This window comes from Paenibacillus wuxiensis (genome assembly GCF_040195695.1).
GTDB classification, from domain to species: domain Bacteria; phylum Bacillota; class Bacilli; order Paenibacillales; family Paenibacillaceae; genus Paenibacillus_B; species Paenibacillus_B suaedae.
On sequence record NZ_JBEFZI010000005.1, the window covers coordinates 95,096 to 118,192 of the forward strand.

Here is a 23,097-nt window from a genome sequence, read left to right on the forward strand (position 1 = left end):
CTCGCCTTAAGATGTATTGTTTACTATCTTAGCTTGCGACTTGTACGAACAATTACAAGTTCTTGCTTGCATAAATACGTATCGATATCATCATAGACACGATGCCAATGGCAAGCGCAATGATACCTGGAATCCACTGCTGAATCTCGTGTGGAAGTGGAAGCGAGATCGAAATGGAAACAGGCCGAGACTGGTACCACTTCATGATCACTGGAGTGATGAAGGGGGTCACGAATATGATCATCATAGATATGAACTTCGTTTTTTCATAACCATATTTGTACTGCAACGGAATCAACACGCCCAAGTACAGGCTGACGAGCAGCAAGGCCGTCCCTACGCCCAAGACACTCAACCGGCTTAATAGTTGTGGAACGACAAGGGATGTGATTGTATAAAGGCCGAGACTCACAATAAAGATGGTGAGAACGAGCAGATACTTAGCCTTGACTAGCGCATTGCGTGTATAGGGAGTGGCACACAGCAGCGAGGCCCCCTTATACTTTTCCTCCGATACAGACACGGTATTGAATAGAATAAACTCCATAAAGAGTACGGTAATAAGAAAGCTGATGTTTCCATTTCCGCTCAGTGGCATCCGATAAGATATAAATAGAGGTCCACCGATGGCGAATAGCAGCATGACCAGCAAATACTTTTTCGTAAGGATGAGATCTTTTTTGACCAGATTAATGAGCATGTCGATTACCTCCTATGTAAGCCAGCATAATGGACTCGATGGACGGCTTCTCCATATGCACGTTGCCCATCAACTGCCGCACTTTGGGAATGCTGCGCGTAATGCCTTCGAATCCGTATGCGGTAACCTGTAGAGATAAGAAGAGGGATTCTGTGCGCTCATTCAGCAGCTTCTTGTCTCCCTTCACAAGGGCATGTGAATCCAGCAATGCATCCTTGTCTTCGTGAAATAAGATGTCCCCATGATCGATCATCAACAGGGTATCTGCGATCTTCTCTAAATCAGACGTAATGTGTGTGGAGAAAAAGACACTCTTTCCTTCCTCGTTCATGAACTCCAATAGAAGCTCCATCAGTTCACTCCGGATGAGGGGATCAAGACCACTCGTGGGCTCATCCATAATGAGTAAATCGGCATGATGGGACATGGCGAGTGCAATGGCATATTTCATGCGCATGCCCTTGGACAAGGTCGATATCTTCTGATTCAGCTGCAGGTTGAAGCGCTGGATATAGCGCTGGAAGATGGCTTCATCCCAGTTCGTATAGGCGGGGGCGATGATGCTCTTCATTTCCGACAGCGTCATATCATCATAGAAATAGCCTTCATCAAATACGATGCCGATGCGGTTTTTCAAATCGCGCTCATGCTTGTCCATTTCCTTCCCCAGAAACGAAACGCTGCCCGCGTTCTTCTGAATGAGTCCTAGAATGGCTTTAATGGTCGTCGTCTTCCCTGAACCGTTCGTTCCAATAAATCCAGTAATACAGCCTTCTTGTAGGGCGAAGCTAATATTGTTCAGACGAAAGTGTTCAAATTGAACGTTAACATTCGTTACTTCCAATAGATTGCTCATTGCTCATCCTCCTCTACAAATAGCAGTTCCATCATTTCACGTAGTTCTTCCTTCGGAATATCTAGTGTCCGGGCTAGCTGCCATGCCTCCGCGAGCTTCGATTCCACGAGATGACGCTTGGACTCTGCCAGCAGCTCTTGGCTCTCTGGCGCCACATACGAGCCCTTCCCAGCCCTCGTCATGATAAATCCTTCTTCCTCCAACTCAGCGTATACGCGCTTGGTCGTTAGTACGCTGACATGCAGATCATTCGCAAGTGAGCGAATGGAGGGGAGCAGTTCGCCTTCCTTCAGATCGCCGCGCAGAATCGCGTCCTTGATCTGATCCTTGATCTGTTGATATAAGGGAACGTCGGACACGTTCTTAATAATAATGTTCATAAAATACCCTCTTTGCTCGAAACTGTGCATACTGTATATTAGATAGATACACAGTATGCACAGTTACTACTTTACTCGATCATGCCCGAAATATCAATCCTCTTTTGGGTGGAAGGGGATAGAAAAACCGACCCCATAAGTTGGGGTCGGTCTGGAATAGCTGCTATTAAGATTTCATCCATCTCTTGCGAATGGCGAACAATACGGATCCGAGCATGACAAGTGCCAGTCCAGCAAGCTGCATAGGCAGCGGACTGTCTTCGCCTGTTTTCGGCAGCACTTTGTCGGATTTATCTTGCTTCCGGTTTTGTTCACGGTTGGTGATGTTATCGCTTGTGCTCTTATCTTTTACTTTATCCGATGTTCCGTTATTTTCGGACTTCTCGTTCGACCCATTGTCAGTGGCGGTGTCATCCTTGCTATCGCCGGAGTCTTTGCCATCCGTTTTATCGGACTCTTTACCAGAGTCACCAGTCTCGTTGCCTGAATCCGTTTCTTTATTTGGCTTGTCGCCTGTTTCATTGCCCGTTTCTTTCTCAGGCTCTTTATTAGATCCTTCTTCTGTGATGTGGCCAGGAATGCTGCCGCTATCTTCAGGTTCTTCTAGCTTGTTTGGTTCCTCTGGATTGATAGGCTTGTCCGGCTTGTTGTTGCCATTGTCAGTCGGTTCCTTCGAATTGTCACCAGGATGTGATGGATCAACTGGATTAACCGGATCAACAGGATTGATTGGGTCAACCGGATCGACTGGATCAATAGGATCAACTGGATCAACCGGGGCAATTGGCTCGATTGGTTTCAGCGTATTCTCGACAGTAACAAGTGTTTCTTTCTCACTCGTAATCGTGAACATCGTCAGCTTTTTATCAATGAGATAGCCATCAGGAGCTTTAGTCTCTTCGACAAAGTAAGTGCCCGCCTTCAGATTCGGAATCAGAATAAGTCCATCCTTATCCGTAGTCTGAATTGGGTACGGCTTACCGTTCTTATCCAAAAGAGGCTGCTGGTTCTCGTCAAGGAGACGGAACTGAGCACCTTCAAGCCCTTTATCTATCTTGCCCGATTCAATCTTCAAGAGCTTCAAGGAGCCCGGAAGAGGTTCAAGAGTATTCTCGACAGTAACGAGCGTTTCTTTCTCACTCGTAATCGTGAACTCGGTCAGCTTGCTGTCGATGAGATAGCCATTTGGAGCTTTAGTCTCTTCGACAAAGTAAGTGCCCACCTTCAGATTCGGAATCAGAATAAGTCCATCCTTATCCGTAGTCTGAATTGGGTACGGCTTACCGTTCTTATCCAAAAGAGGCTGCTGGTTCTCGTCAAGGAGACGGAACTGAGCGCCTTCAAGCCCTTTATCCTTCTTGCCCGTTTCAATTTTCAAGAGCTTCAAGGAGCCTGGAAGAGGCTCAAGAGTATTTTCGACAGTAACGAGCGTTTCTTTCTCACTCGTAATCGTGAACTCGGTCAGCTTTTTATCAATGAGATAGCCATTTGGAGCTTTAGTCTCTTCAACAAAGTAAGTGCCCGGCTTCAGATCAGGAATGATAATGAGACCATCTTGATCTGTTGTTTGAATCGGGAATGGCTTGCCGTCCTTATTAAGGAGAGGCTGTTGGTTCTCATCAAGGAGACGGAACTGCGCACCTTTCAACCCTTTGGTCGCTTTACCTGTTCCAATCTTCAAGAGCTTCAAGGATCCCGGAAGCTTTTCATTTACAAATGTAAGTTCAATCTTGCTCTCATTTGTAATATCAAATTTCAATGGAGTTGTAATGAGCTTGTATCCCTTAGGTGCAGCCTTCTCGACAAATTGATAGCTTCCGATATCCAGGTTGCCCGTGCTCACCTTACCGTCTGTTCCGGTAATCAGCTTGCTGCGCACGACTTTACCCGATTTAGCATCTTGAATCTCGAACTCAGCCCCAGCAAGAGGTGAAGCAGGCTTGCCGTCATCTACCTTTGTCAGTTCAACAGAGCCTTTGATTCGGTTATTTGTCACAGTCCCTGTTTTTTGTATGGTTTGGTTTTCATCAATGGTAAATGGAATTTCTTTAGCTTCCTGCATATACCCAGCGGGAGCCTGAACCTCGACCAGTTTATATTGACCTGGAAGGAGATCCGTCAGCTTCAACTTACCGTACTTTTTCGTAGGAAGGTTCGTATACCCATTAACATCTGCATATCCGACCCCATCAAACCGCTGAAGCTTGAATACAGCGTCTTCAAGAAGCTTAGATCTATTTTCAGCATCTACTTTCGTGAGCTCAAAATCTCTTACGATTTTGATGTTCTTAATGGTAACGACCTGGCCATCCTTGCTCAGTGTAATGACCTGCTCCGGCTTTTGCGGCAGCAAGTAGCCTGGAGGAGGGGCCAGCTCTTTAATTTTGTATTGTCTAAATCGCAAATCAGTAAATGTTGCGATTCCGTCTTGATCCGTTACAGCTTCTTGCAGCAGGATCGTTCCCGATTTATCGTACAATCCGAATTTCGCGCCTTCCAGCAGCGCTGCTGTAGCTGCATCGACTTTTTTGATTTTCAACTCTCCGCGGCTGGAGGTGCTTGCTCCGCCTCCGGCTCCCGCGAATTCAACTTTGATGCTTGATGATTCATTGCCGTTTACCGTTCCGGAGGACTGACCTTCAAAAGATACCTTATTGCTTAAATTCTCGCCATTATCGGCATCAATAAAGGATTGATACTCTAAAACGTAAGCTTTATCCAGTTCTGCCTTGAAGGTAAGCGTAAGCTTGTTGCCATCGACCTTCAATTCCGCAACTTGCTCCAAATCCATTGGCGTGGAAGCTTTAGTCAAGGTTCCGTTCTGTGACACGGTCGTTTCGTACAGCTTAATCGACTCGGGCACAAGCTTTTGGCTGGCAGACAACGTATCTGTCAGGACCGAACCGGCCTTGATGTGCGATTGGCTGCGATTAATGTTGACGATCCAGAACGCGATGTCCGATTGTTCCCCTTTACCTTGGACACCTGTCTTGGATACATACTCATCGCCGTATTGCGGTGACACAGAAGCTGAGCCGTCAAATACTTTTTTGGAAGTCGATTTATCCTCCAATGTAGCGCCATTGCTGTAGGTTTTGACGACAGATTGATTGTTAAGGCTTGTCTTGTAGGTAATTCGGTAAGCCTTGTCAATTGGGTTGTTGAACGTTAATTCGAAGCCCGATTTATTATTTTCCGTTTTCTTTTCGAATGTATAATCGTTTGTAATGCTGCCTTCTTGAACACCATTTGCTCCACCCGACAAAATCAATTCGTGTACCGTCAAAGATCCGTCAACGAATGTCTGCTCGCCGGTATAAAAGTCGCGAAGTACGGCTTTATCGATATGGTGAAGGTTATAGTTGATATCGATCGTCCACGTAATTTCCTTCGTGCGGGCATCGTAAGTACCTCTTTTATTCCCGTTGTTCTTCGTATAGCCATCTGGTGTAACGGTATCCTCTTTCGTGATAGGCTTCTGAGATACGCCTTTTTCTTCCCAATTCAGAGTCGCACTATTTGTGTAGCTGGCGTTATTTAGAACTGGATCGAATGTAGTCTGATACCGAATAACTAGACTAGAAGTAATGTTCGATGTAAATGTAATCTTGAATCCGCTATGATAGCGGGAATTTGTAGGATCTACTACATAATTGATCGTATAATCCTTATCTTTGGTAAATCCAGCAGCCGTCAAGCTATCCTCAAGGCTTTTCTGATCAATGGTCAAACCTCTCGTCTTGAATATATCTTCTACGACGACATTTTCCATCACCTTGTTGTCTTGATTAAGGGTGAGGTACCAACCAATCGTTTTGTTGGCATAGTTAACATCGTCATGGCCCTTGAAGAAGATGACAGGGTAAATGTCTCTCGATGCCTCTTTAGAGGTGTTGTCATGCATCGTGACTTTATTGTTGATTTTTCCATTTTCATAAACCCGGTCAATGGATTTGGTCGAATATACGATGGAATAAGCTTTCGTTACTTTATTTTTGAATTGCAGCTTAAATCCATCGGTTGTTTTTACGACCGAATATTCATCTTTGCCCAGTTGTCTGACAACGGTTGCTTTTCCGTTATCGTCAATAGACATTTCGTTCACTACGAATGAATCCACATTGAGTTCTTGAACCTTCGTGTCAAAAACATCAGCAATCCAAGCCTTCGTTTGGTCAATTTCACGCTCGTTGTAATTGTATTCAATCTTCCAATTGATCGTTTGCGTGTAAGGATCATAGCCGGTCGATTGTTTCTCTAGCGGCTTGCTGAATCGTACATCCACACTCGAAGAGATCGTTAGAGGGTTATGATTATCTCCTGTGACCTGAACAGCATTGGTATAGCGTTTGTCTTCTGTCTTGGTAATTTTCGTTTTGTATTTCACTCGATAGGCATTTTGAATATTGCCCAGCTCGATTTTGAAGCCATTGGCTTCGCGTACGGGGAGGTAAGCTACTTGCTCAGCTTCTTTAACCGTTCCGTTCAATTGAACGTCAAGCTTATGTACTGTAATCGAACTCATATCGATTTCCAAGCCGTCTGGCAGCATGTCGGTGAAGATAGCGTTATTGATAATGTCTTCACTTGTATTGAAGTCTACAACCCATTCGATTTCCGTAGGATTGATTGTTCGATTGGCCGTGCCACGCTTCGTAATCTCTTTGCTGTTCGGATTTTTGTTGAAATGAATTGGGATTTCGAAGCTGGAGTTCCCTTGAATATCAAAAGATATCTCTTGCTGGGTTCCACCTTCAAACTTTTTCTCGTCGAAATATCTCCATACGAAGAAATCGCCGATCAGCTCTTGACCATCCTCAATTTCTTCATTGAACGTGAAGGTTACTTGACCGTCCGATGTAATGTCAAAGGTGCCGTATTCGATTCCACCTTTATTCAAAGGTTGATTCTTAATTGGAGCCGATAACTGGAACTTGTCTGGAAGTCGGAATGTAAAGGTCGAGCCAGCGCCGTAATGGTGACCGGCTGGAAGCTTCCAAGTATAGTCTATATTCACATATTCATTCAGATTTGGACGAATAGATGAAATATTATTCCCCTTCGCATCCGTTATAGACACGGAAGTAAGAATATTGTCTGTAATTGCCCCGTAAGTAACCTTCGTCACGCTGCTGGGATCCTGGCCATTGTTCGGATCCTTGCCGTAAGTGAGGTCGGTAACGCTTGTGGCATTACGATCTCCGGTATTGAACAATTGATTCGGCAACCCATCATACGCTTGAACAAGCGTGGGAGGCAGAACAAGATTCAACATAATAGCGACTACTAAGAGACCGTATAATGTCTTTCTAAGGTTGTTCATTCTTAGAATCTCCTATTTTTTAAATTTTTTTGCAACTGAATCATTGTCTACTAAAGGATTCAGTTTTGTCAAACCAAATGAAAGTTTCAGAAAACATTTCCTGACATGTGAAATTACCCAACGAAATGGTATGTTAAACAGATTTGCTTGACATTTTTTTGTGCGGAAATGAGAAAGGTGGAGGGGCGTACAAGGATTATATGGCGACTATATTAAAATGAAGAAACACAGTTTACACAAAAAAATCCCGATAGGTTATCGGGATGGGTAAGGCGTTGGTCGGTGTATGTGCTGAGCAGCTGCTAGATTACAGATCCATTAGCTTGCGCTGATTCCATCATCCATTGATGGTACCAGTCGATAATTTCCTTGCTAGGGGCCGTATCATACTCCTCTTCGAGCCTGCTTGTCAGATGATTGTACAGCTTGCGTACTTCGGCTGAGTGATTCAGAGAGGCATAAATGTTCATTAGCGCGAAGTAACCATGCTCCATATGAGGGAACTTGTCAATAATTTGGCGATAGATCAGAGTAGCTTCTGAGTACATTTCATCCGAAAGGTAGTATTGGGCAATTACCTCGGCATGGTTCAACCAGATCGTTCGTATGCGCTCCCATTCGTATTCAGCCCAGCCATATCGATGCTCTTCTAGGAAATCTCCTGTGTATGCATTCAAGATGGCAAGATGCTGCGCTAGGGTATCCCTCTGCAGTAAGGGAGCTTCGCGAACAGAGTTCTCCCATTCTTCCACGTCAAGTCGCAATGCGCCCCACGCCAGACGATATCCTTCGTCTTTATATTTGACTTCTATATCGAGTTCTGCGGTTTTGATCATTTTCCGAATTTGATAAATGGCCGTGTGCAGCTGCGTCGTAGCGCGTTCCGTATCATAATTCGGCCACAGCAGATCCATCAGCACCTGCTTATTCACGGTTTTCTCTCGGTAATAGAGCAGATACGCGAATAGCTCTTGGGCTTTCAGCGTCTTCCAAGGGAATCGCTGTGCAGCGCCGTTCGCATCGATATAGTGCAAGCTTTGCAGACAGCATAATGTCAGCTGGGGTGTACGCTCATGGCTGATTGCAGGAGCTGCCCCATTATGCGGATTCGTTGAGGTAAGCCGCTGCAAGGTCAATGCCAGCCGATTGTGGTGAACCGGCTTTAGTAGGTAATCAAGCGCATTAAGCTCGAATGCTTTGACCGCATATTCTTGATAGGCCGTCACAAAAATAATATGTAGCTGTGGATGAATTTGCAGCAGGCGTTCGGCTAATTCGAACCCGTTAATCTCCGGCATTTCAATATCTAGAAATGCTACGTGGAGCTGCTCCCGCTGTGCAATTTCAATTGCATCATAGGGATTATAGCAAGCCATTAATCGCTCAATTTTATTTCTTCCGGTCTGCTCCGTCAGCAATTTTTCCATTTTCTTTAGAGCGAGTCGCTCATCATCAACAATTATGGCATGCAGTCCCATTGTTAAGATAGCCCCCATTCTATTTCTATTTCTGAATACGCAGGGAGAATGTATGCTGCATATAAGCTTTCTACAAATAGCGAATAGCCGTGTTACGATTTCAAGTGCCTATGTTCCAGAATAGCCCGCATATTAATAGACTTCAAGCTTGGGAGTGATTCAACAAGTGTACAGCTCCGCCAATCTTCCATCAACAGGTAACCGCGCCGTACCAAGGCGAAGATCGTATTGGTGGTGCAATGCCATTCGGGGAATGCTTTGCTGTGATCATCCTCTTCTAAAATAGCTGCTCCCTCATATGTCCAACATCCTCCACTCCAGCGAATGAGCCGTCCTCCATGTCGTCTTGCCTGCTCAAGTGCTTCTTGTTGAATGATGGATAATAGCATGTTCGCATTCCTCCAGCAGTCATAGTCGTACTCGTTAGTTCTATTCAATCATATTTGGCTGAACAAAATCTGAATTCGACTGCTGAAATAGAATGAGCCGTCCCAGCTTGTCAGACCAGTAGGAAAAAGACCGACTCCTAGAGACCGGCCTTCCCTTCTTATTTAGCTGCTGGCAGCTGGATAACTGTCATGTCATGCCAAGGGTTAGAAATGCAGCATTAATCAAGATTCACCCATACCGTCTTCACTTCGGTGTAATTGTCTAGCGCATAGGAGCCCATTTCACGTCCGATTCCTGACTGCTTGTAGCCACCGAATGGAGCGGCAGCATCGAAAACGTTGTAGCAGTTGATCCATACGGTTCCTGCTCTAAGCTTGCTGGCAAGATAGTGGGCGCTCTTCAAGTCCTGTGTCCATACGCCAGACGCAAGGCCGTAGTCGGACTGGTTAGCCTGTTCAATCAAGTCATCCAGCGTATCATACGGCAATGCTGCAATAACTGGGCCGAAGATTTCTTCGCGAGCAATGGTCATCTGCGGATCAACCTGTGCAAACACCGTTGGCTCGACGAAGTAGCCTTGATTGTAGGGTACGCTTCCGCCCGTCACCAATTCAGCGCCAGCTGCTCTGCCTGCTTCGATGTAGCGCTGGACGACATCATGCTGCTCGGAGGACACGAGAGGCCCCATCTCCGTGTCTAAGTCCAAGCCAGCTCCAACACGAATGCGCTTCGCCTTGGAAGCGAGGTCAGCAACAACGTTATCATAGAGCTTCTTCTGCACGTATAGCCGTGAGCCTGCTGAGCACACTTGCCCTTGGTTGAAGGTAATGCCGCTGAGCGCTCCAGGGACTGCGCGGGACAAATCAGCATCAGGAAGAATAATGTTCGGCGACTTGCCCCCAAGTTCAAGGGTAACCTTCTTCAGGGAGTAGGCAGCTTCTTGCATGATGGATTTGCCTACTACTGTTGATCCTGTGAAGGCAATCTTATCAACATGTGGATGCTGGACAAGCGGAGCACCAGCTGTCTCGCCGAAGCCTGGAATGACGTTCACGACGCCCGGCGGGAAGCCGGCTTCCTGAATAAGCTGTGCGAGATAGAGTGCTGACAGCGGCGTCTGCTCAGCTGGCTTCAGGACAACCGTACAGCCAGTGGCCAGCGCGGCGCCCAGCTTCCAAGCAGCCATCAGTAGTGGGAAGTTCCACGGAATGATTTGTCCTACTACACCTACAGGCTCATGTCTCGTATAGGTGAGGAAGTTGCCGGCCGTCGGGATCGTTTGTCCAACATTTTTGGTTGCCCAGCCAGCATAGTATCGGAAATGCTCGATGGTGAGAGGAAGATCGGCAGCAAGTGTTTCACGGAGCGGCTTGCCGTTATCCAATGTTTCTAGCTCTGCAAGCTCTTGCTTGTTCGATTCAATCAAGTCTGCCAGCTTGTAAATAAGGCGGCTGCGATCAGCTCCACTCATGCGGGACCATTCACCATGATCGAAGGCATCGCGAGCAGCTTGTACGGCTCTGTCGACGTCTTCTTCCTGCGCTTCGGCAACAACAGCCAGCACTTCACCAGTTGCGGGATTCATAGAGGAGAATACGTTATTCTTCACGGATTCTGTCCATTCTCCATTGATGAACAGCTTTTTCGTACCTTGCAAGAATGCTTCTACCTTAGGACTGATCTGAATCTGTGACAAGATGCAATCACTCCTTCTATTTGGAATTGGTACAGTGGTTAATAACTTGTACATCTCATATGTATTCCGGCGGGCAGCGGATCATGCCCATTGAGATATTTTTGATGTAAATAGAGACTGATTTGCAGAAGTGGAGCGACAGGCTTGCGAATGGACTGGAACATTAAGGAAGTACAGGAATTCTATTGAGAAATAAGTTAAAATAGATCCGAATGAGAGAGTAATAGAGCAATCGCTCTCATAATCTTGTAAGAAATGAGGGAGCTTTCTTGAAAAAGCGATTTCTTATCTGTTCGCTGTTGTCTATGCTGTTGACCTCTACGCTGCTTCTTCCGCAGCAAGCAGGCATCGCAGAGGCGGCTGGGAACAGTCAATCTATGAAGACGAAGATTATGCTGGATAACTATCCGCTAGATTTTCAGGCAGAGCCCATTATTGTACAGGGGAATACGATGGTTCCATTCCGTGGAATCGCAGAAGCGCTCGGCATCGAAGTGCTGTGGAATGCGAAAGATAAGACGGTAACGGCGAATCAAATGGCTGCAGATGGGAAGAAGGTAGTCGTTCTGCAATTGAACCAGAAGACAGCCAAAGTGAATGGACAGGCCGTGCAGTTGAATGCAGCGCCGTTCGCCCGTACCGGAACGACCTATATTCCGCTCAGCTTTTTCAGTAAGCAGTTCGGTGCACAAGTATCCTGGGATCAGAAAACGAAAGTCGTCTCCTTGCAGTCACCGCCGAAGAAGATGTACAGTATGGCCTTTTATGCGGTAAAAGCTTTCGGCGAGCGCCAGTATATCCCTCAATTTGATACTGTGGGATTTGGCTGGGCAAGGCTTCAAGAAGATGGAACGATCACAACGAGCGGTAAAGACTTCTATTGGCCCCAAGCTGCAGGAGAAATAACACCTGAGGGGATAGTGGATCAGGCAAAGCAGGAAGGAACTAGTCCGTATCTCATGGTATTTGCTTCAGATCGGAAGAACGAGCTGACGAAAATGCTAGAGGATTCGGCGCTTCGCGATAAGGCGATTGCGGATATTGTGCAGCTTGCAACGGACAAAAATTTCTCCGGCATCGTGCTTGATTTTGAAGGGTTGGGCTTGTCTGGAGATATTGGGAAGGCAAAGCGGGACTTTAATGAGTTCGTTACACGTTTGGCCCAGAAGACTAAGGCATCTGATCTCAAGCTCTCTCTTGCGCTTCATCCATTGAATGGAGCCTATCAAGGATATGACTATAAGACATTGGCCACAGTAGCAGATGATCTCATTATTATGGCGTATGAATATACAAAAGGGAATGTACCAGAGCCATTGGATCAAGTAAATGGGGCGATTAAGCTTGCTCTGAAGGAAGTACCGAAGGAGAAGCTGGTATTAGGCATTTCTACTTGGAGTGAGAACGAGAAAACGATTAGCAGCGTGATTGGACTTGCGAAGCGTCATCAACTGAAGGGAACGGCATTTTGGAGATTAGGACTCATTGGGGAATCCTCTAAAGCACAGATCGACAAAAATATAATTCCGTTGAAATCGTAACAGGAAATCGAGCAAGCACTTATCATTTTTTATTGGAATAGAGCGTGTTGTACAACACAATCCTATAAATTCCTTATGGGGGTGTTCCGAAAGTCATGACTTCGGGGCACCCCTGTTTTTAATGATGGGTGTGCTTCCGGCATGTTGTGTTGTATGAAATGCAAGAATGTTGAGCTTAATAGGGCCGATTTCGGGTCAATGCTGCACACTGTGCAACAAGAGCCTTTTTGAGCGGGTCATATTTGTCCTCTGCCACGGAAAAATGCTGCATGCTATACAACATAACCTGTCTATTTCCTACGAACAGATTTCGTAAGTTGTATTCTATACAACTTATTGGCATTCTAACAACCAGCGTTACTGTGTGCCTCTCTTGTTACAAGTAGATCTGCTTCCACTTATCATGCCTCATTTGATCTTGTCGATAAAGGAACGAATAGATGCTGCCAGCCGATCAGGGCATTCTTCCATAAGAACGTGGCCGAATCCGTCATATATTTCTGTGCAAATGCCGGGTATTGTCTGTTCATATTGCCGGAACACCCGCATTGGAATCATCTTATCGGTTGAGCCATAGATCAGCATCGTGGGAGTGGCGATCTCCGAGGCTCGAGGCGCGATGGCGCCTGTATCGTCGTCAGCCAATGTCTTGGCAATGACATAAGGAATATTCGGATCCTGATAGGGCTTCGTCCAGCTGTCCATAAATGCAGGGGTCATATGCTCCAGTGGCAAACGAAGCATCCGAGCAAGCGTGCCCGGCTTCAACTGGCGCTTCATCGCCCCACGAAATATACCTTCCATCCAGCCTTTGCGGGCAGCCCATTTCACAGGTGAGGCTACACCGCGGCGGAAGCCGTCGGGAGCGACGAGGGTCAAGCTGCGCACCAGATGAGGAGCCTGCAAGGCTAAGTGTACCGCGATTTCACCGCCCATGGAGTGGCCGACAAGATGGACAGAACCGCAGTCTAGCGCTTCAATAACAGTCTGAATTCGCTTAGCTTGTGCTCGTTTGCTGTATGCGGCTGTCCGCGGCTTATCGCTGAACCCAGAACCAAGCAAATCAGGACAGTAGATGCGATATTGTGATGCTAACTGCTCGGCTACGATGCGCCAGCAATAATGATAGGCTGCGGTGCCATGGAGCAGCATGACAGGCTCCTCGTGATTCATGCCATAGGAAGCGATATGTATATGTCCATCAGCAACAGGAATACGCTGTGCATCAACCATGGTCATGTTGATTCACCTCCAGCCGTCCACTTAGATTCACCGGCCATATATGCCAATGTCCGCGCAATCATATGTTGCGCTCGCGCCTGCGGAGCAAGCGATGGATTGAGTGCAGTAACCAGCTCCCACCATTGCTGAACACGCTCTGAAGTCATTGCCTCCCCATGCTCGAGGAAGGAGCGCACTAGATCCAGTGTAATAGGCGGTGTGGATCCGGTGACGAGCGACACGTAATCAAGCGCGGCTTGCTGCATCTTTGTACTGCACTCGTTCTCTCCAGCTTCGATTAGGGCAAGGACTGTGTTCGTAATTGTCACATATTGCTCTCCCCACGGGGAAGGGTCAAGCTGTTGGCTTGATATCGCATCCCAATATGGTTTAAGCTTCTGATTTATTTCTTGGACAAAGGCAGGGTCGTCCAGCATGGCACTCATCCTTGACCATGCGTGAAGCTGATCCTCAGTCAGCTCCTGCTCCTTCGGGACGAACCCAATACAAGCGGTAAGAACTTGCTCTCGCCAACGATCGGGCAGCTGCTTCGCACTTAGTGCATGCTGCATCTTGCTAGCGATAAATTGCTGCCGCTGCCGACTGCTTTTATGGACAATGTCTGCAATGTCGTGCAGATAAGCAAGTGGAGCTCCCCGATGCTGCTGCTCTTGGGCATGAACAAGAATTTGCTTCATTCGTCCTAAATGCTCGATCTGCTGCTCTATAGCCTCCAGCTGCCACTGGATTGAAGTGGACACTGGCATATCATGCTGCAGCATTTGCTTGATTTCCTGAACAGCAAAGCCAAGGTATCGCAGTAATAAGATAAGCTCCAGCTGGGCGATATCTTCATCGTTATAGTAGCGATATCCGGTGGAGTTGAGCTTTGAAGCTGGCAGCAGTTGAATTTCATCATAATAACGAATCGTTTTAACGGTTGCGCCAGTCCGTTTTGATACTTCCCCGATTGAATAGTATCCTTCCATCCTGATGTCTCCCTTCTCTCTATTACGAGTATAGAGTCTCCCGTCACGGGAGAGTCAATCGTTTTCTTGGTAATGGATTCGGGATAGCAGAAAGAACAGACTCAGGAGAACATTGACGGAAGGCTGTGATTATGACATTATACTTATAGATACCAACGGTCGGTATTAAAATGGAGGAGGAAAACAGTATGGCAAGAAACAAATATCCAGAACAGACGCTGGAGCAGATTATGGCGGTATCTGCAAAACTCTTCATGGAAAAGGGTTATGACAAAACGAGTATTCAAGACATTATTAATGAAGTAGGAATGTCCAAGGGAGCGATCTATCATCACTTTACGTCCAAGGAAGAGATTTTGGAGGCGGTTATGAACCAGCGCTCAGATCGTGCAGCAGACATGTTCCAGACCTTAATACAGAGTACTCAAGCACCGAATGCCCGCGAGAAGCTCATTTCCCTATTGGAAGCTCTTGCAGTCGATCACGATGCGCACTCTCTTGATGCTCTCCTATGCTCACAGATCCATAATCCACAGTTTGTCGTAAATGGGATCAAGGATTGCGTACTGCAGGATGCGAAGCAGCTTGCTTCTATTATGAAGCAAGGGATGGAAGATGGATCGATTAGGACGGAATATCCCGATGAATGCGCAGAAGTGTTCTTGCTGCTGTTGAACGTATGGATGAACCCGGTACTGTTCATGCGAGACATCGAGGGAACCATTCGACGTCTCCAATTTCTGCAGCTAATGATGAAGCAATTAGGCGTGGATGTTGTCAGCGACAGCTTGATTCAGAAAGCGATGGAGCAATACAAGAACATGGGGGCTTTCCTGAATGTAGAGTGAAAGAGGAGATGACATTGCAAATGCATGTAGGATTTATAGTTGGATCTGTCATCGCGAGTGTGGTTCTAATAGCGGGAATCATCGGACTCGTGCTGAGCAAGCGGCGTGGCGATACAAGCACTTGGGCAAACTGGGCGGTTCTGTTTGGCGTATGTGCTTTAGCAAGTGCAGTTATTAACTTAGGAATTGCAAAGTGAGAATGAGGGGTGCCTGTGATGAAGATAAGGAAGAAATTGGAGATGGGGAGAGCGTGAAAATGAGAAATAAGAGGCTGCTTGAATCAACGAAGAGGCTGTCTGACAGCACCTACAAGAGAGCAATGAATCAGGCTTATCAAGCTGCACACCCATCTCGGAAGGCGGCATACAGAGGTGCTATAATAAGTGGTGGTATCGGACTGCTGCTGCTGACTGTAGGAGGAGTCGTACTTGGGCTTGGTCAGACGGGATGGGGATTAAGCTTGCTCGGCTCCGGAATTGTGGTTGCAGGTATCAATGTATGGAATGTCCGCCGAATTTCAAGTAAGGGGTAGAATAACTTTTTTTTTGCACAAATAGATACCAACCGTCGGTATATTACTTATGATTAAATCGAACTCTTACCCTGTAATTGATTTTTTATCTTCATTAGACTGGGGCCGGGAAGGGAAGGAAGACTGCCTTTCTCGGCCTAGTAGCATTACTATTGTGTATCAATGAAACGTAACTTCGGGATATTCACTGCTGGCGCCTTTCATCAGCGCTCCGCCAGTACCCTTCAGGTTCTTATTGAAGAAATCCAGAACATAGTGATTGACGACAGATGCCCCTCTGTACCCATCGATTGTTCCTGTAATACCGGCGTATTGCAGAAGATTCGAATAGAGCTGCAGGTCGGTGAAATTATAATGCTTCGCACCTTCCAATTGAATGATGCTTCCACCGTGCTGCTTTACTTTCTCCATGATGGCAAGCTCTTGTGCAATGATTCTGCTCATCTTCGCATCTGTAATAAGCCCCTTGCGCTGCTGCTCCTTCATCTCGGTGAACTTATCAGCCTTCAGGAACAGGGCGGGCTTGTCGGCTAGTCTATTGATGTCTAATTCATAGAGAGAGCCATCCATATTGACCGCCGCCTTGACGCGGGGGTTCGTGTTCAAGACGTTAAATGCGGTCGCCCCCCCGAAGGAATGGCCCAGGATACCAATCTTGTCCATATCGATGGCACCCGTAAGTGGGCTTGGCATGTGACCAGCATTCAAGCCATCCAACTGACGAATGACGAAATTCACATCCTCCGTCCATACAGTTCCGATGGATTTGCCTACCGTATAGAAATTATCCATGTTGAAAGTAGTTCGATAGTCTGTATTTGTGCCATCTGAAAAAGCTGTAGCTACTGTGCTGTACGGATGGTCGATGGAAGCGACAATATAACCGTGGCTGGCCAGCTGCTCGGCTTGAGACACATGAAGCAATCGGGTTGTCCCCATTCCATGATTGATGATTATTAATGGATAGGGAACGGAAGTAGGCTGTACTGCTGCTTCTTCATAGGCATTGCTGCGGATGTACTTCCAATAATCGAATATCGGTTCAGGGAGCCTGATAAATGATGATAATCCCTTTTTATAGGACGCGAGCATCTTTGGATCCTCAGGAAAGACAGGTACGGTCTTCTGCACATTATCTACTTGTGCGGGGTACCAGAATTGCACAAGGATTTTACGTTTATCTCCACCATTCTCCGTATAGATCTCCTCTCGACCTTCATCCGTTAGCGACATCGTAAATGTGCCTACTTGATAGGGGCCCTCCAGTTTCGGCAGCTGAAAAACAGGCAAGCATGATGACAACAAGGCGGACAATGTGATTACGACGCAGGATAGGCCAAATAAAGTATAGCGCACAGATTTCCACAGATTGAACGTGCTAGATGATCGTATACTTTTCCAACATAGACTCCCCGTTACTACGATAGTTAGGCTGTACACGCCGAACATCTGCCATCGATAACCCTCTTGCCACAAGTGCAGCGTGAGAATGTACATGCTGATTGTACTGGCTACGATGCCGGTTAGCCGGGGCAGTTTGCGTGTAAATAGAGTACTTATCAATAATGCAAAGCAAGAGAAAGCCAGCAATATTTCATAGAGCCGCATAACGTTCCTATTCCTCCCGTTCTTCAGAGCGTATTTGCCTCTGTCTATTGAGCGTAAAGGGTGAAGATTAAGGAGAGGTCGATCGTTCGTTTAAAATTCGTTTAAAGAGTGAACCGCGTATGTTTCAGTTTTTGTTCAGAATCATGGATTATTGTGTAAGTAGACTCTCGCCTAATCGTTGAAGCAGAAGCAGCCTATACATAGAGCCGGTAAGGAAGGGGGGAGCTGCACTTTATTAACCGATTACGGGAAATGAAGTTGAAGCTCGAACTAAAGCTGAAGAGGTGAATGTTACGAGACATGAAAGAACGTAGAAAGACCTTATATGTATTTTTAGTAATTGCATTGCTATTAAATCTTGTGTTCCCACCTACTATGGTGAGTGCATTTGATGGATTGCTAGATGATAGTTCTAATCGTACAGCGCAGAGTGTGACAGATGCGACTTACGGCAATGCCCCTAGTGTGACGAAGGCAACTTATGGAAAAATTAAGGAAAATATAATTACGGGTGTGACCCTATTGGATAAGGGTGACCGTGATATTACGGAGATTCGCCCGGAAATAGGTTCCGAGATAAAAATAAAATTTAACTGGGAACTGCAAAATGGTCATAACTATGGAAAAGATTCTACATTTACGTTCCGGTTGCCTGATAAATTTGGAGTAGATAGTGAAAAAGATGGTGAACTTACAGGTGATTCCGGGGTTGTTGGGACTTACTTTGTCACTACTGACGGACAAATAACGTTTACGTTCAACGAGATGATCAATAATGGCCAAGGTTTGACAGGGCATTTTGAAGTCTGGAGGTTATTTGACGAGGCAAAATTCGATGGAGGAACAAAGCAAGAAATAAAGTTTGATGATATCGGTTTTGCTTTTGTAATTAATTTCAAGAGCAAAAATGAAAATGATATAGCGAAATTCGGGGCTCCTAACCAGCCGAAAAATCCGAAATCAATTAACTGGAGTATTGAGGTTAATCGGAACAGTAAGAGTGTGACTAATGCCATTTTGGAAGATGATATTCAAGCAGGATTAGAACTTGATTCGAATTCCGTTAAGGTTTATGAAATCAATGTGCGCCGTGATGGAAAAGCTGCTGAGAAAGGGGACGAAGTTAAACATTTTACTATCATTCCCGATAAGTCAAAATTGAAAATCGAGTTTCATGATATTGATAGTGCTTATCTTGTAGAATACACTACCAAGATCATTGATTTTTCTGGATATACCGATAAAGGCAACGATTACGAAAAAGAATTTACAAACAAAGCGACTTTTACTTTTGATGGTCTTCCAAAGCCTTATGAGGCAACCAAAAAAGTGAGCATTCTATTTAACAAGCCGCTTACCAAAAAAGCAACTGGATATGATTCAAATACGCAAACCATTACGTGGCAAATTGAGTATAACTACAACAAACAGGCCCTTGAACAACAGAACGCATGGATAAAAGATACTTTTGATACGGTTCATCTTCAAAAATTGGATGAAGCATCATTCATTGTGCAAGAAATGTCGATCGACAGTTCAGGAAACGCCACAGTTAAGTCCACTCTTGACAAAGGCAAGGATTACATCGTTGCGGTTGAGGCTCTTGATAAGACTAAGGGATTTGAACTGAAATTCACGAAACCAATTAACAGCGCGTATCGAATCCAGTACAAAACAAAGTCTATCGCTCGTGTTGATGGGAAGTTTGATGTTTCGAACGATGTAGAAATGCATGGTGGTATTACTGCGGGCACGAAAAAGAACATTGATCAAGTAATCTTCCGTAAATCTGATGGAGCTGTGAATTTCAACAAGAAAGAAATTACTTGGACGTTGAAAATAAATTCTGATAATTATACGATGCACCAGATTAAGATAGAGGATATTTTCAATAAAGATGTATTGACCTTTGTAGAAGATCGATTTGAGATTAAGGAAGTAAGTACGGGGAATGTTCTAGTTAAGGGGAAGGATTACTCCGTAAAAGAAACAAGTACTGGTACTGGGTTTCAAATTACTATTAATAAGCTTACTACGGAGCATGAAATCACGTATGTAACGAGGTTTGATCCGAATAAATTCAAAAAAGAAGAGATAAATACTGCTAGATTACTGGATTGGACGGAAAAAGATTCGAAAATTGTTTATATCGAGGGCAAAGGTTCAGCCACGCCCGATACTTACACCGTCGATAACGGAGACAAAAAAGGAGACTATGATCCAGAGAGAAAAATAATTACTTGGACAATTGATATTAACTACAATCTCAATAAGATCAATGAGGCAGTCGTTCGGGATTTTTACTCAGCAGGTCAAGATTTTGTGGCAGGTTCCTTGAAAGTCAATGAATTAGAGCTAAATGGTGAGAAAAATGGAGTTAAATTAGGGCCGGAATTCAAACAGTTTGATTTTACAGAGTTAAATGAAATTGGGAAAAAAGGTCTCGAAGTTGCCTTTACGAAAAATCCTATCCATTCTGCTTATCGCATTACGTACGAGACAAGTTTGAAGGGGAAATCCGTTGGAGAAATCTACACTAATGATGCAGCCTTATATGAGAAAAGTTCTCCTAACCAATCTTTGTTCAAGAAATCCGCTGAGGTTCGTCCTAAGCTGGGTGGAGAATTCGTGCATAAAAAAGGCGAGCAAGGTAAAGGAGTCAACTCCGATATCGCATTGTGGGAGGTATATATTAATCGCAGCCAATCTTACATCGGGAAAGGTGCTGTTCTAACAGATACCTTATCTGCCGGTCATAAGTTGGTTGAGACATCTATTCGGCTTTATAAGCTCAATCCTGTGACGATGGGGAAAGAAAAGCTTGTTGAACCATTGGATCGTGTTGCAGATCTTAAGATCAGTGGTCAAACCTTTACGCTTACGTTTAAGGATGATCTGGAAACAGCATATCAATTGGAGTATCAGTCTTACATTGATGCAGAAAATGGGGAAACAATCTCTAACGATGTGTCCTTGAACGGCTACGTTGTGGATCAGGGCCAAGACAAAGTGAAGATTCAAGTTCGCCTTTCCGGAGCGGGAGGCGGGGCTTATCCGTCAGGTCGCGGCGATTTAATTATTAGTAAAGTAGATTCTAGTAATGCAAACATTAAGCTTGAAGGTGTCGAATTCGAACTATACGATCAATCAGGGACAATCCTATTAGATAAAGTTGTTACCGATAAGAATGGTAAAGCAACTTTTACGAATAAGGGATTTAGAAAGTATATGCTTAAAGAAGTTAACCCGCCGAATGGCTATATACTCCAGGGCGATGGATGGAGTTCGATCACATTTACTCAAAAGGGACAAATAGAAGTCATCAAAAACACGAAAGGCGTATGGGAATTCGAGTTGACCAAGGTCGATGCGGATTATCCATCCAAGGGGCTGCAGGGTGCCATCTTCAAGCTTCAATTAAAGGATGAACATGACGTGTATCAGGATGTTCCTGGTAGAACGGATGAGCAGACGGATAAAAACGGGAAGCTTAGGCTGAAAGAACTCCAACCCGGAGGCAAATACCAACTTATTGAGGTAAGGGCTCCTGAGGGATATAAGTTGGATTCAAATCCAAAGCCAATACAATTTGAGATTAAAAAGGATCAGACAACATTAGCAACACGTACGGTTGAGAACACACCACTTCCTGGCTCCATTACTGTAACTAAGAAAGATGAAGCTGGCGGTGCGTTGCTCTCTGGTGCGGAATTTGTCCTTAAAGATGCGAAAGGAAATATCATTGCTACGAAGCAAACTGTTGCAGATGGTATCCTGAACTTCGAAAATTTAAAGAGCGGCACCTACTATTTAGTAGAAAAGACAGCGCCAGAAGGGTATGTGCTCAATACTCAGCCGATTACAGTTGAAGTCAAGAACGGAACGGACACACCGGTTACCGTCTTGAACAAACTGGTTCCAGGATCGGTGAAAGTCATTAAAGTGGCGGCAGGCACGAATACAACACTCCCTGGTGCAGAATTCCGTATCCTTGACGCACATAAGCAGCCAGCCAAGGATCAAACAGGCAAAGAATTGACACAGTTGGTAACGGATGAACATGGTCAATTAATCATTACAAATCTGAATCCAGGCCAATACTTCGCGCAAGAAACGAAGGCACCGGTAGGGTATGTGTTGAACGGTGATTTATTCGAATTCACAGTAAGCAAGAAGGCAGTAGCTGAAGTGAAGGTACCGAATACACGTGAGCCTGAAGCGCCTAAGACCGGAACTGCTAAGTTGGTTAAAGTTGATGCAGCCAACGAAGAAAGGAAATTGCCAGGTGCGGAGTTCCGTTTGCTGGATGCGAATAAGCAGCCAGTCAAGGATCAAGCAGGCGCGGAATTGCCGTTGCTAATCACGAATGAGCATGGCGAAATCACGATTCCGAACCTGTATCCGGGCAAGTATTATGCAGAAGAAACGAAGGCGCCAGTCGGATATGTGTTGAACACGGAATTAATCGAGTTTGATGTGAATGCCGGCAAGGAAGCAGTAATCATGGTACGTAACACACTTGATTTGCCGCCAACGGGTTCAGTGAGGCTTATTAAGATTGCTTATGAGAATAAAGAGAAAAAGCTGTCTGGTGCCAAGTTCCGCCTTCTGGATACGGAGAAGCATCCGGTTAAAGATGAGTCAGGAGCAGAGCTTCCGATCTTAACGACGGATACAAACGGAGAAGCATCCCTTCCAGCCTTGAAGCCGGGGAAATACTTCTTCGAGGAAACAGAGGCTCCAAGCGGTTATATTCGCAACACTACATTGAATGGGTTCGAAATTACGAGAGGGCAGTTGACTGTCGTTACGGTCGAGAATGTTCGTTATACCGATGGAGGGGGAGGGGGCAAGACGGATCCTTACGAACCGTGGGAGCCAAGCAAGCCAGGCGACAAGACACCTCCTAAGACAGATCCGAACATTCCAACGATCCCTGGGCAGATCGTCGATCCTACAGATCCAAAGACGCCAACAACGCCTGGAACGACGACTGACCCTGATCAGCCTACGGTACCTGGTGAGACGACAGATCCCGATACAGGAAATACGACGGAGCCGGATGGAAGCATGGGCAATCCAGACGGTGACAAGGATGATGAAGGAAATCCTGATGCTGCAGATCTAGGAGGCAAGACGGATTCGAAGAAGCCGAATCCTAAGCCGGGCAGCAAGCTGCCGCAAACTGGTGAAGAAGCGCCTGTATCGCCAATCGTCGGTATGATTCTCATTACTGCCGCAGCACTCATGTGGATTGCTCGGAAGCGATTATTTGTAAGACGTTGATATGATGACCCGCCAAGGAGAGTTCCTTGGCGGTTAGTCTACTATTCTGTCCACATACAGAAGATTACAATCGTTCAGGAGTGTACAAGCAGTTCTGTTGCATGTTACCATAGACATATAACTGTTACATTTGGATAATGGCAAACCCTCGCGAAAGCAGGGGACGCAAAGCCACGGGTCTAATGCATTTACACAATGCGATGACAGCCGGGTTGCCCTAATTGCGACAATACGAGCGTCTATTTAAGT

Annotated in this window: 15 protein-coding genes and 1 riboswitch; of the genes, 5 read left to right on the forward strand and 10 right to left on the reverse strand. The window is 45.6% G+C overall.

All coding sequences use genetic code 11. The annotated features are described in order from the left end of the window. Positions 1–52: 52 nt before the first annotated feature. From ABN764_RS12145 to ABN764_RS12175, 7 genes are all read right to left on the reverse strand, one after another. Positions 53–700, reverse strand: coding sequence for an ABC-2 transporter permease (locus tag ABN764_RS12145; protein ID WP_021252776.1), 648 nt, complete (start codon positions 698–700; stop codon positions 53–55). After that, on the reverse strand, positions 690–1,556 hold the full coding sequence (locus ABN764_RS12150; RefSeq protein WP_446672020.1) for an ABC transporter ATP-binding protein: 867 nt from the start codon (positions 1,554–1,556) through the stop codon (positions 690–692). Before ABN764_RS12150 ends, ABN764_RS12145 begins: the two co-directional genes overlap by 11 nt. After that, positions 1,553–1,936: a GntR family transcriptional regulator gene (locus ABN764_RS12155; RefSeq protein WP_021262161.1), complete on the reverse strand. Its 384-nt coding sequence runs from the start codon at positions 1,934–1,936 to the stop codon at positions 1,553–1,555. The genes ABN764_RS12150 and ABN764_RS12155 overlap by 4 nt, the downstream gene beginning before the upstream one ends. 166 nt (positions 1,937–2,102) lie before the next feature. Then, the gene (locus tag ABN764_RS12160; RefSeq protein WP_446672021.1) at positions 2,103–7,259 is read right to left on the reverse strand and encodes a SpaA isopeptide-forming pilin-related protein; all 5,157 of its coding nucleotides are present in this window, start codon (positions 7,257–7,259) and stop codon (positions 2,103–2,105) included. A 302-nt stretch (positions 7,260–7,561) separates the two neighbouring features. Beyond that, positions 7,562–8,737: a response regulator gene (locus ABN764_RS12165; protein WP_175560755.1), complete on the reverse strand. Its 1,176-nt coding sequence runs from the start codon at positions 8,735–8,737 to the stop codon at positions 7,562–7,564. A gap of 92 nt (positions 8,738–8,829) precedes the next feature. Beyond that, entirely contained in the window at positions 8,830–9,126 is a 297-nt protein-coding gene (locus ABN764_RS12170) for a hypothetical protein (protein WP_021252770.1), read from the reverse strand. Positions 9,127–9,344: 218 nt separating this feature from the next. Further along, on the reverse strand, positions 9,345–10,823 hold the full coding sequence (locus ABN764_RS12175; RefSeq protein WP_446672022.1) for an aldehyde dehydrogenase family protein: 1,479 nt from the start codon (positions 10,821–10,823) through the stop codon (positions 9,345–9,347). Between the two features lie 305 nt (positions 10,824–11,128). Here ABN764_RS12175 and ABN764_RS12180 point away from each other — a divergent pair, with 305 nt between their 5' ends. Then, entirely contained in the window at positions 11,129–12,364 is a 1,236-nt protein-coding gene (locus tag ABN764_RS12180; protein ID WP_446672248.1) for a stalk domain-containing protein, read from the forward strand. A 408-nt stretch (positions 12,365–12,772) separates the two neighbouring features. Here the strand turns inward: ABN764_RS12180 and ABN764_RS12185 are convergent, their stop codons facing one another. Beyond that, positions 12,773–13,603, reverse strand: coding sequence for an alpha/beta fold hydrolase (locus ABN764_RS12185; RefSeq protein WP_446672023.1), 831 nt, complete (start codon positions 13,601–13,603; stop codon positions 12,773–12,775). Next, on the reverse strand, positions 13,600–14,574 hold the full coding sequence (locus ABN764_RS12190; protein WP_315746221.1) for a MerR family transcriptional regulator: 975 nt from the start codon (positions 14,572–14,574) through the stop codon (positions 13,600–13,602). The genes ABN764_RS12185 and ABN764_RS12190 overlap by 4 nt, the downstream gene beginning before the upstream one ends. Before the next feature lie 188 nt (positions 14,575–14,762). On the opposite strand from ABN764_RS12190, the gene ABN764_RS12195 reads away from it, so the two are divergent. The 3 genes from ABN764_RS12195 to ABN764_RS12205 are packed head-to-tail and all read left to right on the forward strand — an operon-like array spanning position 14,763 to position 15,954. Beyond that, positions 14,763–15,422 carry a TetR/AcrR family transcriptional regulator gene (locus ABN764_RS12195; RefSeq protein WP_083545220.1) on the forward strand — a complete coding sequence of 220 codons (660 nt, stop codon included), beginning with the start codon at positions 14,763–14,765 and terminating at the stop codon, positions 15,420–15,422. A 20-nt stretch (positions 15,423–15,442) separates the two neighbouring features. Then, positions 15,443–15,619 (forward strand): hypothetical protein, encoded by a 177-nt coding sequence (locus ABN764_RS12200; protein WP_446672024.1) that lies wholly within the window; start codon positions 15,443–15,445, stop codon positions 15,617–15,619. 59 nt (positions 15,620–15,678) lie between these two features. Further along, positions 15,679–15,954, forward strand: a complete 276-nt coding sequence (locus ABN764_RS12205) for a hypothetical protein (protein ID WP_139295376.1) — start codon at positions 15,679–15,681, stop codon at positions 15,952–15,954. 159 nt (positions 15,955–16,113) lie between these two features. Here the strand turns inward: ABN764_RS12205 and ABN764_RS12210 are convergent, their stop codons facing one another. Beyond that, the gene (locus ABN764_RS12210; protein WP_446672025.1) at positions 16,114–17,562 is read right to left on the reverse strand and encodes an alpha/beta hydrolase family protein; all 1,449 of its coding nucleotides are present in this window, start codon (positions 17,560–17,562) and stop codon (positions 16,114–16,116) included. A gap of 300 nt (positions 17,563–17,862) precedes the next feature. On the opposite strand from ABN764_RS12210, the gene ABN764_RS12215 reads away from it, so the two are divergent. Continuing rightward, positions 17,863–22,848 carry a SpaA isopeptide-forming pilin-related protein gene (locus ABN764_RS12215; protein WP_446672026.1) on the forward strand — a complete coding sequence of 1,662 codons (4,986 nt, stop codon included), beginning with the start codon at positions 17,863–17,865 and terminating at the stop codon, positions 22,846–22,848. A gap of 129 nt (positions 22,849–22,977) precedes the next feature. Further along, positions 22,978–23,068: riboswitch (cyclic di-GMP riboswitch) on the forward strand. Positions 23,069–23,097: the final 29 nt, after the last annotated feature.

Coding starts and splice junctions, on each gene's coding strand:
- ABN764_RS12215 (WP_446672026.1), top strand. CDS start 17,863: ATGAAAGAACGTAGAAAGACCTTATATGTATTTTTAGTAATTGCATTG.
- ABN764_RS12200 (WP_446672024.1), top strand. CDS start 15,443: ATGCATGTAGGATTTATAGTTGGATCTGTCATCGCGAGTGTGGTTCTA.
- ABN764_RS12145 (WP_021252776.1), bottom strand. CDS start 700: ATGCTCATTAATCTGGTCAAAAAAGATCTCATCCTTACGAAAAAGTAT.
- ABN764_RS12160 (WP_446672021.1), bottom strand. CDS start 7,259: ATGAACAACCTTAGAAAGACATTATACGGTCTCTTAGTAGTCGCTATT.
- ABN764_RS12150 (WP_446672020.1), bottom strand. CDS start 1,556: ATGAGCAATCTATTGGAAGTAACGAATGTTAACGTTCAATTTGAACAC.
- ABN764_RS12210 (WP_446672025.1), bottom strand. CDS start 17,562: ATGCGGCTCTATGAAATATTGCTGGCTTTCTCTTGCTTTGCATTATTG.
- ABN764_RS12205 (WP_139295376.1), top strand. CDS start 15,679: ATGAGAAATAAGAGGCTGCTTGAATCAACGAAGAGGCTGTCTGACAGC.
- ABN764_RS12165 (WP_175560755.1), bottom strand. CDS start 8,737: ATGGGACTGCATGCCATAATTGTTGATGATGAGCGACTCGCTCTAAAG.
- ABN764_RS12190 (WP_315746221.1), bottom strand. CDS start 14,574: ATGGAAGGATACTATTCAATCGGGGAAGTATCAAAACGGACTGGCGCA.
- ABN764_RS12195 (WP_083545220.1), top strand. CDS start 14,763: ATGGCAAGAAACAAATATCCAGAACAGACGCTGGAGCAGATTATGGCG.
- ABN764_RS12180 (WP_446672248.1), top strand. CDS start 11,129: ATGCTGTTGACCTCTACGCTGCTTCTTCCGCAGCAAGCAGGCATCGCA.
- ABN764_RS12185 (WP_446672023.1), bottom strand. CDS start 13,603: ATGACCATGGTTGATGCACAGCGTATTCCTGTTGCTGATGGACATATA.
- ABN764_RS12155 (WP_021262161.1), bottom strand. CDS start 1,936: ATGAACATTATTATTAAGAACGTGTCCGACGTTCCCTTATATCAACAG.
- ABN764_RS12170 (WP_021252770.1), bottom strand. CDS start 9,126: ATGCTATTATCCATCATTCAACAAGAAGCACTTGAGCAGGCAAGACGA.